The 14,399-nt window shown below is 61.7% G+C and carries 11 protein-coding genes; 5 read left to right on the top strand and 6 right to left on the bottom strand.

Features of this window, described 5'->3' with window-relative positions; all coding sequences use genetic code 11:
- Positions 1–2: 2 nt before the first annotated feature.
- On the bottom strand, positions 3–1,103 hold the full coding sequence (locus tag NKJ57_RS02290; protein WP_023699750.1) for an ABC transporter ATP-binding protein: 1,101 nt from the start codon (positions 1,101–1,103) through the stop codon (positions 3–5).
- Positions 1,104–1,259: 156 nt separating this feature from the next.
- Complete coding sequence (locus tag NKJ57_RS02285; protein ID WP_352510421.1) at positions 1,260–2,939, bottom strand: amidohydrolase; 1,680 nt, start codon at positions 2,937–2,939, stop codon at positions 1,260–1,262.
- 277 nt (positions 2,940–3,216) lie between these two features.
- On the opposite strand from NKJ57_RS02285, the gene NKJ57_RS02280 reads away from it, so the two are divergent.
- From NKJ57_RS02280 to NKJ57_RS02270, 3 genes are all read left to right on the top strand, one after another.
- A complete protein-coding gene (locus NKJ57_RS02280) occupies positions 3,217–3,870 on the top strand; it encodes a TetR/AcrR family transcriptional regulator (protein ID WP_023714009.1) in 654 nt (217 codons plus the stop codon).
- 24 nt (positions 3,871–3,894) lie between these two features.
- On the top strand, positions 3,895–4,926 hold the full coding sequence (locus tag NKJ57_RS02275) for a histone deacetylase family protein (protein WP_352510420.1): 1,032 nt from the start codon (positions 3,895–3,897) through the stop codon (positions 4,924–4,926).
- Positions 4,927–5,252: 326 nt separating this feature from the next.
- Positions 5,253–6,551 carry an ImmA/IrrE family metallo-endopeptidase gene (locus tag NKJ57_RS02270; RefSeq protein ID WP_023696891.1) on the top strand — a complete coding sequence of 433 codons (1,299 nt, stop codon included), beginning with the start codon at positions 5,253–5,255 and terminating at the stop codon, positions 6,549–6,551.
- Positions 6,552–6,685: 134 nt separating this feature from the next.
- Here the strand turns inward: NKJ57_RS02270 and NKJ57_RS02265 are convergent, their stop codons facing one another.
- Entirely contained in the window at positions 6,686–7,879 is a 1,194-nt protein-coding gene (locus tag NKJ57_RS02265) for a TMEM43 family protein (RefSeq protein ID WP_352510419.1), read from the bottom strand.
- A 63-nt stretch (positions 7,880–7,942) separates the two neighbouring features.
- Positions 7,943–10,849, bottom strand: coding sequence for a M16 family metallopeptidase (locus NKJ57_RS02260; RefSeq protein ID WP_352510418.1), 2,907 nt, complete (start codon positions 10,847–10,849; stop codon positions 7,943–7,945).
- A gap of 506 nt (positions 10,850–11,355) precedes the next feature.
- On the opposite strand from NKJ57_RS02260, the gene NKJ57_RS02255 reads away from it, so the two are divergent.
- Both NKJ57_RS02255 and NKJ57_RS02250 read left to right on the top strand, forming a co-directional pair.
- Positions 11,356–12,066: a helix-turn-helix transcriptional regulator gene (locus NKJ57_RS02255; protein ID WP_023671758.1), complete on the top strand. Its 711-nt coding sequence runs from the start codon at positions 11,356–11,358 to the stop codon at positions 12,064–12,066.
- Positions 12,063–12,833: a helix-turn-helix transcriptional regulator gene (locus tag NKJ57_RS02250; RefSeq protein WP_023733429.1), complete on the top strand. Its 771-nt coding sequence runs from the start codon at positions 12,063–12,065 to the stop codon at positions 12,831–12,833. The genes NKJ57_RS02255 and NKJ57_RS02250 overlap by 4 nt, the downstream gene beginning before the upstream one ends.
- Positions 12,834–12,870: 37 nt before the next feature.
- On the opposite strand, the gene NKJ57_RS02245 is transcribed toward NKJ57_RS02250, so the two are convergent.
- Both NKJ57_RS02245 and flhB read right to left on the bottom strand, forming a co-directional pair.
- Positions 12,871–13,308 carry a BspJ family T4SS effector nucleomodulin gene (locus NKJ57_RS02245; RefSeq protein ID WP_023825400.1) on the bottom strand — a complete coding sequence of 146 codons (438 nt, stop codon included), beginning with the start codon at positions 13,306–13,308 and terminating at the stop codon, positions 12,871–12,873.
- Entirely contained in the window at positions 13,305–14,387 is a 1,083-nt protein-coding gene (gene flhB / locus NKJ57_RS02240; protein WP_023683475.1) for a flagellar biosynthesis protein FlhB, read from the bottom strand. Before flhB ends, NKJ57_RS02245 begins: the two co-directional genes overlap by 4 nt.
- Positions 14,388–14,399 lie beyond the last annotated feature (12 nt).

Below are 14,399 nucleotides of genomic sequence, written 5' to 3'. Positions count from 1 at the left end.
GATCAGTCCTTCAGCACTTGCGCGGCGTCGTTGCCGATCGTGATGCCGATCTGGCCGCCCTGCACGAAGCCGTCACCGGCGCCGCGGCTGTTCTGACGCCGCACGATGAACGGCTCGCCACCGGCAAGGCGCAGATGGAAGTGCGTGTCGGTGCCGAGATAGACGATGTTTTCGACGGTGCCGGACAGCGAAGCGCTCGGGCTGGCCGTGCCCAACTGCGCATGCTCTGGACGCACGACGATGGTGACCTTGCCGCTGGGGCTGAAGCCTTCCGGCAGCGAGGCTGGGATTTCCACACCAGACGGCAGCTTCACCGTCGCCCGGCCACCAGTCGCGCTAACCACATCCGCCTTGAGGAAGTTCGACTCGCCGATGAAGTCGGCGACGAAACGCTCGGCCGGCCGGTCGTAGATGTCGCGCGGCGAGCCGACCTGCAGGATTTTGCCCGACGACATCACCGCGATGCGATCCGACATGGTCAGCGCTTCCTCCTGGTCGTGGGTGACGAAGATGAAGGTGATGCCCGTCTCGTGCTGCAGCCGCTTCAATTCGATCTGCATTTCCTTGCGCAGCTTGTAGTCGAGCGCCGAGAGCGGTTCGTCGAGCAGGAGCACCTTGGGCTGCGGCGCCAGCGCCCGGGCGAGCGCCACGCGCTGCTGCTGGCCGCCGGAGATCTGGCTGGTTCGGCGACCCGCCAGCGCCTCCATCTTCACCAGTTTCAGCATCTCGGCGACGCGCGCCTTGATCTCGGCCTTCGGCTTGCCCAGCATTTCCAGGCCAAAGCCGATATTGTCGGCGACCGTCATATGCGGGAACAGCGCGTAGGATTGGAAGACGGTGTTGACCGGCCGCTTGAAGGGCGGCAACGGCGCGATGTCCTGACCGTAGAGGAGGATTTCGCCGGCGGTTGGAAAGTCGAAGCCGGCAATCAGCCGCAGCAACGTGGTCTTGCCGCAGCCGGATGGTCCCAGCAGGGTGAAGAACTCATTCTCGCGGATGGATACCGAGACCGTATCGAGGGCAGCGACCTGCCCCTCACCCGATCCGAAAATTTTACTGACGTTTACGACTTCAATTGCATTCCGATCCGGTTTTTCCGGCACGATACGCCTCACTGTTGACCCCGCTCTTGCTGGCGGAGTTTTTCCCCTGTTCGATGTGACCACACGGCCGGTTGGTTGGCAAGTCCGGCATTGAATCACAGTTCAGTCGGTCATTTCGTCTTGCAAGCGGCAAGCTGTGCAAGCCGCATGCCATTGTCAGGCCTGGTAGGTGACCTTGCCACCGCAGACCGTCGTCACCGGCCGCAGCTTGTGTAGATCGGCCGGCGCCGTCTTCTCGATATCGGCCGACAAAACCACCAGATCCGCCATATAGCCGGGTTTCAGAACGCCTTTGCGATGCTCGGCGAATTCGGCATAGGCGCCCTCGACCGTGTAGGCGGCAATCGCTTCCTGCAGCGAGAAACTCTGGTCAGGATCGCCTTCTGCCCATGGTTTGCGCTGCACTGCCGCCTGAATGCTCAGGATCGGGTCGATCGCCGCCACCGGCCAGTCCGAGGCGAACACGACATGGGCGCCGGCGCTTTTCAGGGTGCGCCAGGCATAGCTCAGCGGCCAGCGGGCCGGCCCGATGCGTGACACCGTCGGCTCCAGCGGAAAATCCATGGCGCCGGGCGGATGCGACGGCTGCATCGAGGCGATGACGCCGAGTTCGGCAAAACGCGGCACGTCGGCTGCTGTGGTGACCTCGATGTGCTCAACCCTGTGCCGGCTGTCGCGCTTGCCATTGACCTTCTGCGCCGCCTCGTAACCGTCGAGCACTGCGCGCACCGCGCCGTCACCGATCGAGTGCACGGCGATCTGCAGCCCGCGTTTGTCGATAGCCACGGCGAGATCGATAAATTGCTGCGGCGTGAACAGCGGCTCGCCGACCCAGTCGGGACGATCCGCATAGGGTTCGACCATAACAGCGGTCCAGGAATCGAGCACGCCGTCATAGAACACCTTGACCATGCCCGATGACAGCCACTCACTGCGGTAGCGCTCGGCCATGACGGACGCCTTCTCGAGCATGTCGAGCGTCATGAAGTTCTTGTAGTGGAATGGGATCTTGACGCGGCAGGGCAATCCCTCCTCGGCCTCGATCTCGGAAAGCAGTTCGAGCTGGTAGAGATTGCCGTCCATGTTCTGGATCGAGGTGATGCCGTGGCGCGCGCACCAGGCAAGTCCGCGCCGCATTATGTCACGGTCGGCGGCCCGCTCGGCGGCCGACGGCATTGGGTCCGGCTCGCCGCCGGTCGACAGCCCCAGCCGCACCCGGCTTTCGCCGGCAAGGTCGAGCACCGGACCGAAGGCCTCGCCCTCGCGCAATTCGCCCGCGGCCAGGCCGTCGCCACCCATCACGATCTCGTTGCCCGGACCGAGCGTGCGTCCTTTCAGGATGCCGGCTATCTCCAACGCCTTGGTGTTGGCCCACATCGTATGGTGGTCGGGCGCTGCCATGCAGAAGGGGCGGTCGGGCAGGATGGCGTCGAGATGATGGCGTGTCACCCGCTCGTCGCCGAGCACGGTGTAGTCGACGCCCTGGCCCACAAGCATTTTCGCCTCGGGCCGCGTCGTGGCGTAGTCGCGGATGGCGCTTTGAAGCGCCTCGAAGCCATGGATACCGCCGAGTTGAAGATGCGCGAGCTCGGCCCCTCCCGAGAACAGATGCATGTGGGCTTCGATGAAACCGGGCAGGACCGAACCGCCCTTGGCGTCGATCACCTCTGTGGTCGTTCCCTTGAGTTTTTCGATGGCGGCGTGGTTGCCTATGGCGATGATGGCGCCGTCCTTGACGGCAATCGCCTCGGCGGCGGGATTGTCATCGTCCATGGTCCGCACGCGACCATTGATGACGATCAGATCAGCATTTTGACCCGCACCCGTGACAGACATCGCGACTCCGCGCTTTTGACGACTGGCTGAGACCGACAACCCTCTTGTCCGACAAGCTGCCACTCCGCCGGAGCGGCTTTATCGGACGAAAACTGATGCCAGTGCGCTGTTTCGAAATTCCCCTTGTGATCTCTCAAAACAGCGTGGATAAAAGAATGCGACTAATTATTCGCGTTTGTCAACGTGCCGAATTTCGAATGTATTGTGGACGACACACCACGCCAATGTTGAGACCGGGACCTGTGTTGAAACCGGCAGGGAACGAAGGCATCAATCCGTGAAGCGCAGTCTCAGCCGCGAAACCAGGATGGCGCTCGAACCGCGCAAGCAGCCGCGGCAGGAACGGTCGAGCAAGGTCGTCGACAGGATACTCGACGCTGCGCTGACCCTGACGCGGGAGCAAGGAACCAAGACGCCGACGACGCTCGCCATTGCCCGGCGCGCGGGCCTGTCGGTCGGTTCGGTCTACCAGTACTTTCCCAACAAGGAAGCCATTCTCCTCGACCTCGCCCGGCGCTGGCTGTCGTCGTTTCCCGAGGTGATCGCCAGGCGCATCGAGGTCACCCCACCCACCAACCGCGACGAGTTTCGGCAGGAGGTGCGCAAGCTGTTCATCGATACCTCCAGAATATATCTCGAAAACGCCACCCTGATGCCGGTGATCGAGGCGATATCCGGCAATGCCGACCTCAGGCCGATCCAGGACGAATATGACGAGCAGATCATCGCGCTTTACGCCGCGTGGCTGCAGCATGTGAACCCGGCCCTTGAAGACAAGATCGCCAGCCGACTCGGCGTGCTGATGATGGATGTCGGGCACGCCTGCCGGCTTGTGGGGTTGAAGCGGGATCGCAAGACATACGACCTCATCGAGGACGATGTGGAAAGAATGTGGCTCGCTCTGGTCACCCCCTATCTCAACCTTGACTGATTTCGCTATTTCGAGAGGAAATTCATGAAGACTGTCTATTCGCCGCTTCATGCCGGCCATGCCGGCCAGATGGAACTGGTCACGTCGGCAATCGTGCCGGGTTTCGAAAAGCCATCGCGGGCCGAGTTCATCAAGGCGCGGGTCGAGAGCGAGAAGCTGGGGCCGATCATCGGACCGGTCGAGCACGATCTCACAGCCGCCAAGCGCATCCACAAGGCCGACTATATCGACTTCCTGCCAACCGTCTGGCCAGCGTGGAAGGCCGCCGGCCTCAAGGGCACGGCGATGCCCTTCACCTGGCCGACGCGCGGCCTGCGCGACGACGTGCCACCCAAGCGCGTCGACGCCTTGCTCGGCTATTACTCCTTCGACGCCGGCGCCACCTTCGTCGAAGGCACATGGACCGCCATCAAATCGTCCTATGACGTGGCGCTGACGGCGGCGGCCTTGGTCAAGGGTGGCGAGCGGTCGGCCTTCGCGCTTTGCCGCCCGCCCGGCCATCACGCCGGTGCCGGGTTCATGGGCGGCTACTGCTACATCAACAATGCTGCGGTCGCCGCGCAGTGGTTCCTCGACCAGGGCCCAAAACGCGTCTCGATCCTCGACGTCGACTATCACCACGGCAATGGCACGCAGCAGATCTTCTATGAACGGGCCGACGTGCAGGTTCTCAACCTGCATGGCGATCCCATGGTCGAGTATCCGTTCTTCCTCGGCCATGCCGATGAACGCGGCGCCGGCGCCGGCGAAGGTTTCAACGTCAATTATCCCATGCCCTTCGGCACCAATTGGGACGCCTGGAACGCCTCGCTGGAGGATGCCTGCGTCAAGCTCGCCGCCTACGCCCCCGATATCGTCATCGTGTCGCTCGGCGTCGACACCTTCGAGAAGGACCCGATCAGCCAGTTCAAGCTGAAAAGCCCGGACTATCCGAAGATCGGCCGGCGCATCGCAAAGCTCGGCCTGCCGACGCTGTTCGTGATGGAAGGCGGCTATGCCGTCGAGGAGATCGGCATCAACGCCGTCGGCGTGCTGACCGGCTTCGAGGACAAGTAGGGGCAACGAGGGCGTCAGCAAGACGCCCTTCATTCGCGGCACGCTGGCGCGAGATGGAAGCCGCTAGTCGGCAATCCAACCCTGCCGCCGTTCAGAGTGCTTCAGTCGTTACCCGAACCTGCCGTTCGTCCGTGGCCTAGCAACGGCAGAGCCGGTCCTTGGAATTGGCCTGTCGCGCTGGAGCGTAATGCTTCTACGCAACAGGTTGATTGTTCTCGCGAAGCGTCTTGTTCACGCGATTCCTCCAGGGATAAATTGACTTTGCAAAAGCTGCTGGCAAAGTAGAACATATGCGGCTTTCCTGAACTCTTAGCCTCGAGGCAAGCGTGAATTCGACCAGCAAAGGTGATAAACTAGAAGACGCATTCCACCGCTACCTTGTCGACCAAAAAGATCGCGGGGAGCTAGTTTTTGGCGCGTATCCATCGCAAAACTGCAAAATTTATAAGAAGAAAGAATACTATTGTCGCGAACGCGAGGCATACGTTGAATTCGATGTCGTTTTGGAACTGTACCGAACTGGCAGCGATGTCCCACACCTATACGTCATATTCGAGTGCAAGAATCATGACGCCAGCGTCTCCGAAATATACGTCAACGATTTTTCATCGAAGATTGGCCGGATATTTCCGCATGCGTCGAAAGGGGTCATAGTAGTAACTTCGAGGCTGCAGTCTGGAGCAGAGATGGTCGCCAGAAATGGCGCGATGGGCATTGTAAAATTCGACGAGCATGGTTTGGAAATCGTTGCGGATCGCAAAAGTTCTTTTCTGGAACATGGCTTCGTGCGCGCCCAAATTTTCAGAAGCGATGATGTCGCTAAGTCTCTAAAGTTCTCCGGTTTCCATGACGGCAAATTTTTCGCAACCTTAGACGAGTTGCTGACAGATCTGGATCCAGAGGCAGCCGCTCTCTCTCGATACGATCTCGAAGCCGGGGGTCGATCGGTGCCCTTCTTATCGATAGAGCAAATCAAAGTGGCCGCAGAGAAAGCGCTCAAATCAATCGATTACACGTCCGATGCAGTAGACTTACCCAAGCTTTGCCAAATGCTATCTATCGATTTACAGTTTTCTGATCGTGAAATGATCGACGTTGACGGGACCCCGATCTTGGGGTCGGCAAACTTCAGGCGAAAAATGATTATGATAAACTCACACTCGCTCCAGACACGAGAGCGCTTTACGGTTGCACACGAGATTGGCCATTTCGTTTTGGACCATGAACGATATCTACGCTCTGAGACCATTGTCGAGCGAGACCTTTTCATTACGAATGAGAATTCTAACAGATTTAATTATGAAAGATTAGAGTATCAGGCAAACGCATTCTCGGCTGAACTGATATTACCCGATGAAATTTTTCTACAAAAAACAGCACAGACTCGCCGACAATTAGATATAAAAGATCGAGGGCACGGGTATATATTTGTCGACGACCAGCCATGCAATTTTCTTGTCTACAATGAATTACTTTCGCGCCTATCAACGTACTTTGCGGTTTCGAAGCAGGCAATCGAAGTGAAATTTAAGAAGTCGAAAATGCTGACCGATCAAAGAAGAAGGAATGAAATTCCACCGATAGCCAGCCTCATTAACGTCCTGACGTCATTTCAAAAGCATTGAGTTGTATCAACAAAAAATATGAAGGCGTGTCGCGAGGCGACAGAATTTAGGACAGCTGCCGTAGCGTCGCCATCCTGAAACCTGCCTATCCGCTTCACCAATGTCGGTCATTCCTCCATTTATTGCTTCGCGAGCTACGCTGGTGCGCCGGTGCCTGCCGTGCCCATCGGCGCGGCTGCCTTTCGCGACCGGCCGATGCGGTAGACAATCACCGCCGCAATCACGCCTGCCGCCAGGATGGCGAGCGCCAGCAACGGCCGGTACCAGAACCAGGCAATCGCGATCGTCACCGTGCCGACCAGGATCGCCAGAACGAAGGCGATGATGCCGGTGCCCATCCGCGCCATGCTGCCGAGGAAGGGTATGACGTCGAGGATCACCCCGATCGGGCTGAGGAACAGCGCAAAGCCTATGGTCAGCAACAGCAAGCCGGCGCCGCGCAGCAGCCAGGTGATCAGCGTGTTGGCGCTGACGGCGTCGGCGAACATCTTTTCGGCCGGGACGTTGCCGGTATCAACCATCAGCAGCGCATCGCCGGCTTGCGTCTGGTAGGGCTCGAAGCGGCTGCCGGCCTGGCGCGCGATGATACTGATCACGCCCAGCGGCGCCAGTTCGTAGCCGATTCGATAGTCACCCAAAGCGGGCGTCGTGTTGTCATTGCCGAGAAAAATCTTGCCATCGACGATGCTGAGCGGTTTCGTTCCGGTATAGGCAGCCTTTATCGCCGCCGACTGGTCGGCTGAGAGCGAATAGTCCTTGTCACCCTCGATGCGGTCCAGCACTGGCGTATCGAGATCGAAGGCGACAAGCTTGCCCTCAGGAATCTGGAAGGTCCGGCCGTGGATTTCCATCGGCGGATTCTGGTGGCCGTCCGGCTTCTTGAAGTCCGACGAGTCGATCTGGCTGTCGTCCCACACCTTGGAATAGCTGTAGGTGGTCACCGTCTCTTCGCCACCGCCGAGCTTCTTGGTCGTCTCCGACTTGGACTCTTCCTTCCACTGATACATCTCGACACTGCGCGACAGCCGCAGCCCTTGCGCCGCAATGCCGAAATCCGGATCCGCCAGGCCGCTGTCCGCCGTCACCAGTCCGCTGACATGAACCAGCTTGCCGTCATTGGCGGTATCGACGCTGTCGGCGCCGACCGAAACCACCGCTCCAGAACCTTCGGCCAGCGAGCGCGCCGTCTGCACGGCGCGGCCTTCGTTCCAGAACAGCCCGATCACCATCAGCACGATCAGGATAAGGCCGAAGATGACCCCGCCGACCGCGCGCTTGATCCGCCCGAACCACGAGACGGATGTGACTTCCCGAAATGAATCGCTCATCGTTTCCCCCGAAACAAAGTTGCCCAAGATTACAACGCGGCCGGCGGCTGCGCGTTTAGCCCGTCAATCGGCGTGGATCTGCGCGCCGCAATCCCTTTCGCCGGCGCAGGCGTGCACCGCGCGCGTCGTGCCGCCATCGCCAACCCGCCACGGTGAAGCGGACAGTGGCGCTTGCCTCTTATTGCCCAGAAGATCAAGCGCCCGCATAGCGGTCTGCTCCTCCGCCTCGTCACGCTTGACGATCTCGACGTCCTTGAAACCGATAGCGGCAAGCTGCGGCATCACCACATCAGGGTCGCCCGCCACCACGATCAGCGACGGATCGAGCGACGCCAGGGCCAGCGCCTGTTTCTGAACCGCATCGAGCGTCAGCTTTGTGCGCGCCGCCATGCGGGTTTGCTGGTCCTCCAGCGTCGATCCGCTGCCGACCGCGCCAATCAGCGAGGAGAACAGACCAGCCGACGTCTCGGCCGATCCAGCCAGCGCCCGGCGATAGACAGTCACCGTGCGGTCGACTTCGTCCTGCGCCACCGGCAAGGTGGTCAGGCTGGCAAATCCTTTCAGGATTTCGGTAATCGCCGGCCCGGTGTTGGCGCGCTCGACGGTGGTTGCCACGACCAATCCCGAGCCGGCCTTCATCGGGCTCATCAGATAGCTCGACACGCCATAGGAGTAGCCCTTCTCCTCGCGGATCACCGAATTCAGCCGGCTGGAGAAATCGGCGCCAAGCAGGTTGGAGACCGCGGTCGATTCAGCGCGCTCGCTCTCGTCGGCGCCGGGCGCCGGCCGCGCCACGAACAGCGCCGACTGGCTGGCGCCGGGTTCGGGCACCAGCAGCACTTTCTGTCCCCCGTTGAAATGCGCCGCCGGCGACGGCTCGACGGCATAGCCGGCGGTGTCGCTTGTCCACGCGCCAAATGCTTTTTCAAGGCTGGCGGCGACGCTCGCGACCGGCATCGGGCCGACGCTGTAGAAAATCACCGCCTTCGGCGTGAACTCCGCCTTGAACGCGTCCCTCGCCCCGTCGAGCGAGATCGAGGCCAGCGCCTTTGCCGACCAGTCCACCGCTGCCTTGCCCGGCACCTGCGGGATCAGCGTCGCCTTTGCCACGCGGCCGGCAACGCCGGGCAGATCCGCCTCGCGGCCGTTCAGCCAATCGACCGTCTGCGCCATCAGCACCGTCCATTCGGTCCTGTCGAAACGAGGCTTCAGCACCGCGTCGGCGAGCAGGCCAATACCCTGGTCGAGCTTTTCCGGCGGCACGCCAAGCGTCATCATCGTGGTCAGCGTTCCGGCCTGGTGGCCGACGCCGGCGCCGATGTCGCTGGCCGCCTTGGCGAAGTCAGCCGAGCCGCGATCGGCGGCCCCGCGTGTCGCCATGCTTGCTGCAAGCTCCAGCAACCCCTCCTTGCCTTCCGGCACGCTGTTCCAGCCGCCGGCGGCGCTGGCCGCGACATAGACCATCGGCGCTTCCGGCATTGTGTAGTGGACGAGTTTGATGCCATTCGAGAGCGTCGCCGTTTCCATGGCGGGCAGTGTTGCCGAAGGCGCTTGCCCGGCCGCATGCTTCGGAATGTCGATCGCCGCCCGCTCCGGTGCGGTGAACGGCTGCGGTGTGCCGGACGAGCCGATCAGTGCATCGGGATAGCCGCCGCGGGGGCCGGGCTTCAGCATCAGTACGCTGGCATCTTCCGGTTTCAACAGCCGCTTCATCGTTGCCTCGACATCCGCCACGCTGGCGTCCTTCACCCGCGGGTCGTCGACCAGCGCGCTCTGCGCATCGCCGAGCACGTCGGCATTGTAGGAGACGACGCCGGCGCGATCGTTCAGTGCTTCACTGCCGAGCCGCGCTGCCTGCAAGATGCCCGTGCGCGCACGCTCGACATCGACCGGATCGAGCGGGGTCTTCAGGAAATCCGCAAACGCCGTTTTCATCGCGCTTTCCAGCGCTTCCGGCGCCACACCTTCGGCGGCACCCGCCTCGAAGGTAAAGCGGCCACCGAGCAGACCGCCGGTCCAGCTCGCGCTGGCATAGGTGGCAATGCCCAACTGCGAAACCAGCCGGTTGCGCAAAAACCCATATTCGCCGTTGCCGAGCAGTTCGGCGGCAATGCTGAGCGCACCATTGTCGGGCGACTGCGCCACCGGGCCACTGAAGCCGACCACGACGATGGGGCTTGGTACACGATCCTCGAGCACCAGCTTGAGCCGGGCCTGCGTCGGTGCCGGCACGGCGGGCCGCGCCACATCGGCGCCGCGCGCCACGCGGCCGAACGTGTCGGCAATCAGCGCCTTGGTGTCGTCGATCTCCAAGTCGCCGACCAGCACCAGCACCGCATTGTTGGGCAGATAGTAGCTGTTGAAGAAACCCCTGACATCGTCGAGCGTCGCCGCATCAAGATCGGCGACCGAGCCGATGACCATGCGGCTATAGGGATGCGGCTTCGGGAACAGCCCGGACCAGAAAGCTTCCCAGCCGGATGCGCCGGCCTTGTCGAGCACGTTCTGGCGCATCTCGTTCTTGACCACCGAGCGCTGCAGATCGAGCTTGGCCTGAGTCACCGAACGGCCGAGATTGGCCATGCGGTCGGCCTCCAGCGACAGGATCATCGGCAGTGACGACGACAGCCCGTCGACGTAATAAACGGTGCCGTCTTCGGTGGTCCAGGCATTGATCTCGTTGCCGAGCGCGGCGTGCGCGCCGAACACGTTCGGCCAGGCCGGCGTGCCGGAAAACATCAGATGTTCGAACAGATGCGCAAAGCCCGAGCGTCCCGCGGGTTCATTCATCGACCCGACGCGGTAGCGCAGGTTCATCACCACCTTCGGCACGCGATGGTCGGGCACCAGCACCACCTGCAGCCCGTTGTCGAGCGCATAGGTAACGGTCGGCTCAGCCTTGGCGGGCGCTGCCATGCCGGCAAGAACGGCAAGCACCACCGTGAACGCCAGGAAAACCTGCTTCATCATGACCCCCGATGCTGATGGCCGCGAGCAAGCGCCGCCAAATCCGCCGTATGACCGAAGGGATGCCCACCCCTGCCGGCTGCCGAGACCCTATCGGAATCGATCGGCCCTCGATACGGCAGTATCGCAACACCCTCTGGCTTTTTCGTGTCGGCGTTTCAGGCCTTTTGCGGCGGAAAGGCCGCGAAAGCCGCCCCTGAGTCGCTTGAGTCCAATAATATTGATTTTGTCAAATCGCGTTTGATGTCGGATTCATCTGCGGGTAGATTAGACCCGAATCAGCCGGTCCTTGGGGGGCGCGGCGACCACCCAAAGTCTCAAGTTCCGGCCAATGACCGGCACCAGACGCGGACGGCTTCGCGTTCCCTGAATGGATTCGGCGATCAGCGCGACCGCCGCGCCGTGTGAGTGCTTCGTAAACGTGATGCGTCTTCAAGTTCGGCCGCTGCCAACCCCAGCGTCCGGGCTCAAGAAAAGACTCCGGCCATGACATACAACCAAAGCATCCAATGAGCAGTTCCGCCGCGCTTCTCCAATCCGATACGTTAGGCTCGCGCCTCGAATCGCGCGGCGATCTCACCTCCTTTTTCATGCAGCTTGCCGCCGAGATCGGCGCCGACAGCTACATGCTCGTCGCCATCGTCCACGACCAGGACCGCAACGACGCCCGCATCGTCTCATCCAACTGGATCTTCGACGCCATTGAACTGATCGGCAAGCGGCTGATCGCCGGCCTTGCCCAGGGACCGCTGACCGTTGCACCTGGCATCCGCCCGAGGCCGCTGGTCGCCGCCGCGGCGCCCGACGCCGGCGGACTGCTCACAGGCGAAGAGGCGCGCCTGCTCGACGTGCTTGGCCATGCCGAAGTCTATTCGTTGCGGCTCAATGTCGGTCGCCAGCGGCTGTTTGCGCTTTTCTCGGCGGCCGAGGCCGGCAGTATCGACCAGCCGGCGCTGATGAAGGCTCAGTTGAAGTGCTGTTACGCGCTGTCCGCCATCCCGCAATTGATCGCCGCCGCCGCCATGCAGGACCCGCTGTCCGACCGCGAGCGCGAATGCCTGTTCTGGGTGTCTGAAGGCAAAACCACCGATGAGGTCGCAGTGATCCTCGGGGTCTCGTCCAACACCGTCAACAGCTACATCACCCACGCCATCCAGAAATTCGCGGCGTCGAACCGCGCGATGGCCATCGCCACGGCGATCAGGAGCGGCATCATTTGAAACATGCTGACATCAAGGCGGCGGCCGAAGCCCTTTTCAACGAGCAGCGCAATCCGTTCGGCGCCTTCTCCATCGGTTCCGAGACGCACCATGCCGTTACCATCCCGGACGCGGTGCGCCGCTGCCGCTGGATCGCAGTCGACATCAACGCGTCGGCGTTTGGCCTCTACTTCGTCAGCCCCTCGCCGGAACGGGCGCGCCTGGTGCCGAGCTTCGATTCCGACTATCCCGCCACCGCGGTGACAACCAAGTTCATCGCCGGCGCCAATGGCGAGGAGATGGTTCGCCACAGCGGCGCCTCGACAGCGCCGCGCTGGTGGGCGGACGACGGCATCGCCGGCTCGGACGCCGTCTTCAAGAACCTCGCCTGGGCGGAGCGGACGGCGCCGCTGGCGCCAGGCACCAACGGCATTGCCTTTCCCGTCCATGCCGATCGCGGCCATTGCGGGCTGGTGGTGTTCCTCGGCTCGACGATCGCTCTGCCGGAGGACACGCTCTACGAAATCCACGCCCGCTGTTTTTCGCTGTTCGCCGCCGTCGCCCGCATTCGTCCGAACGATGCCGGCCGGATGCGGTCGATCTCCAAGCGTGAACTGGAGTGCCTGAAGCTGACCGCCAACGGCAACACCAGCGAAGAGATCGCCAGGCTGCTGAAGCTGTCGGTCCACACCGCCAACCAGTATCTCACCCAGTCGACGCAGAAGCTCAACGCGGTCAACCGCAACCAGGCGGTGGCCAAGGCGCTGCGCCTGGGTCTGATCGAGTGATCAAAGCCGCGTCCGGCGATTGGGATAAGACAAAAGATCAGCGATAGGCGAGCGGCTCGGTCCGGCGAATGCGCGCCTCTTCGATGACCGTCTCCAGCAAGGCGGTGTTGTGCTCGGGGTCTTCGCCGGGCTTCTCGAACGAAACATAGTTGACCGCGACCGAAGACCTCTCCTCGCTCAGCGTCAGCTGGAAATAGACGGTGACGCCCGGCGGCCGAAGCTCGAGATCGAGCACGACGCGCGGGCTGCCGCTCCAGTCGACATGTGCCTCTCCGCCATGGCCGAGCCTGAGCGTGCCCGGCAGGAAGAACAGCTCCACCGCCGAATCCACCAGATCCGACAGGCAAGCGAAATGCTCGAGCCGGATGAAGGCGATGTAGTCGGCGACATCGATCAGCCGCAACTCGTCGACCACCTGCTCGATGGCCTTGGCGACGATGAGTTCGCGGGATTTTGCGTGCGGTTGGCGGTTCATGAAATTTGTCTCCGCTCAGCCTTTTTGGAGTAGACGATCCGCACCAGTTCGGCGACGGCCTGGTAGAATTGCGACGGGATCACGCTATCAACCGAAACTTGCTTGTACATGGAGCGGGCGAGCGCCACGTCCTCGAAGATCGGGATGTTGTGCTCCTTGGCAATCTCGCGAATCTTGAGCGCCACAAGGTCCTGGCCCTTGGCCAGCACCATGGGTGCTGAATCCTCGTCGCGGACATATCTGAGCGCGATGGAAAAGTGCGTCGGATTGGCGATGATCAGCGTCGCGCGCGGCACCGCCGTCATCATCCGCTTGCGCGCCCGGTCACGCGCCAGCGAGCGCAGCCGCGACTTGATGATCGGGTCGCCCTCGGACTGTTTGAACTCGTCCTTGACCTCCTGCTTGGTCATCCGCAGATCCTGCTTCCAATGGAAGCGCGACCAGACGACGTCGACCGCCGCGATCAGCCCCATGACGAAGACGATCGCCACCAATATGTCGACGGTGATGCTTTTGATGACGAGGCCGAAAGCGACGGGGTTGGTGATCATGCCGGCCAGGAGCTGGCGGTAGTCCTGCGACAGCGTGAAGTAGAGCACGATACTGGCGAAGCCGAGCTTGCCCAGCGATTTCAGGAATTCTACCCAGCCCTGAATACCGAACATCCTGGTCCAGCCCTTAGCTATCGAGATGCGCGACAGTTGCGGCCGGATCCGCTCGCCGACGACTTGCGGCATGTTCTGCAGCACCGAGGCGCCGATGCCGGCCACCACCAGCAGCACCAGCAGGCTGACGACGGCGTTGCCTATTTCCATCATCACGGTCTTGTAGAGCGCGATGACGTCGGTCTCGGTGTCCATCGGCCACGCCTCGGGCTTTTCCAGGAACATCGACAGGAACATGCCGAGATCAACGACCGCGTCCTTGGCGTAGAAGACGGTGAACACCAGTATGGCGATGAAGGACGCCAGAAGTGCGGCCTCTCGCGAATGGGGCAGCTTGCCCTGTTCGACGGTGTCGCGGATCTTCTTTTCGGTCGCGTCTTCGGTTTTGGAGTCTTTGTCCGCCGCTTCAGCCATTCAGCGCTCGGC

The organism is Mesorhizobium sp. M0077 (genome assembly GCF_040322955.1).
Taxonomy (GTDB): Bacteria; Pseudomonadota; Alphaproteobacteria; order Rhizobiales; family Rhizobiaceae; genus Mesorhizobium.
The sequence above is the reverse complement of the archived record's forward strand: the minus strand, read 5'-3'. Positions and strand labels throughout refer to the sequence as shown.

Bases quoted from the DNA above. Each gene is read 5' to 3' on its own strand.
- NKJ57_RS02265 (WP_352510419.1), bottom strand. From the start codon at position 7,879: ATGAGCGATTCATTTCGGGAAGTCACATCCGTCTCGTGGTTCGGGCGG.
- NKJ57_RS02275 (WP_352510420.1), top strand. From the start codon at position 3,895: ATGAAGACTGTCTATTCGCCGCTTCATGCCGGCCATGCCGGCCAGATG.
- flhB (WP_023683475.1), bottom strand. From the start codon at position 14,387: ATGGCTGAAGCGGCGGACAAAGACTCCAAAACCGAAGACGCGACCGAA.
- NKJ57_RS02285 (WP_352510421.1), bottom strand. From the start codon at position 2,939: ATGTCTGTCACGGGTGCGGGTCAAAATGCTGATCTGATCGTCATCAAT.
- NKJ57_RS02260 (WP_352510418.1), bottom strand. From the start codon at position 10,849: ATGATGAAGCAGGTTTTCCTGGCGTTCACGGTGGTGCTTGCCGTTCTT.
- NKJ57_RS02245 (WP_023825400.1), bottom strand. From the start codon at position 13,308: ATGAACCGCCAACCGCACGCAAAATCCCGCGAACTCATCGTCGCCAAG.
- NKJ57_RS02255 (WP_023671758.1), top strand. From the start codon at position 11,356: ATGAGCAGTTCCGCCGCGCTTCTCCAATCCGATACGTTAGGCTCGCGC.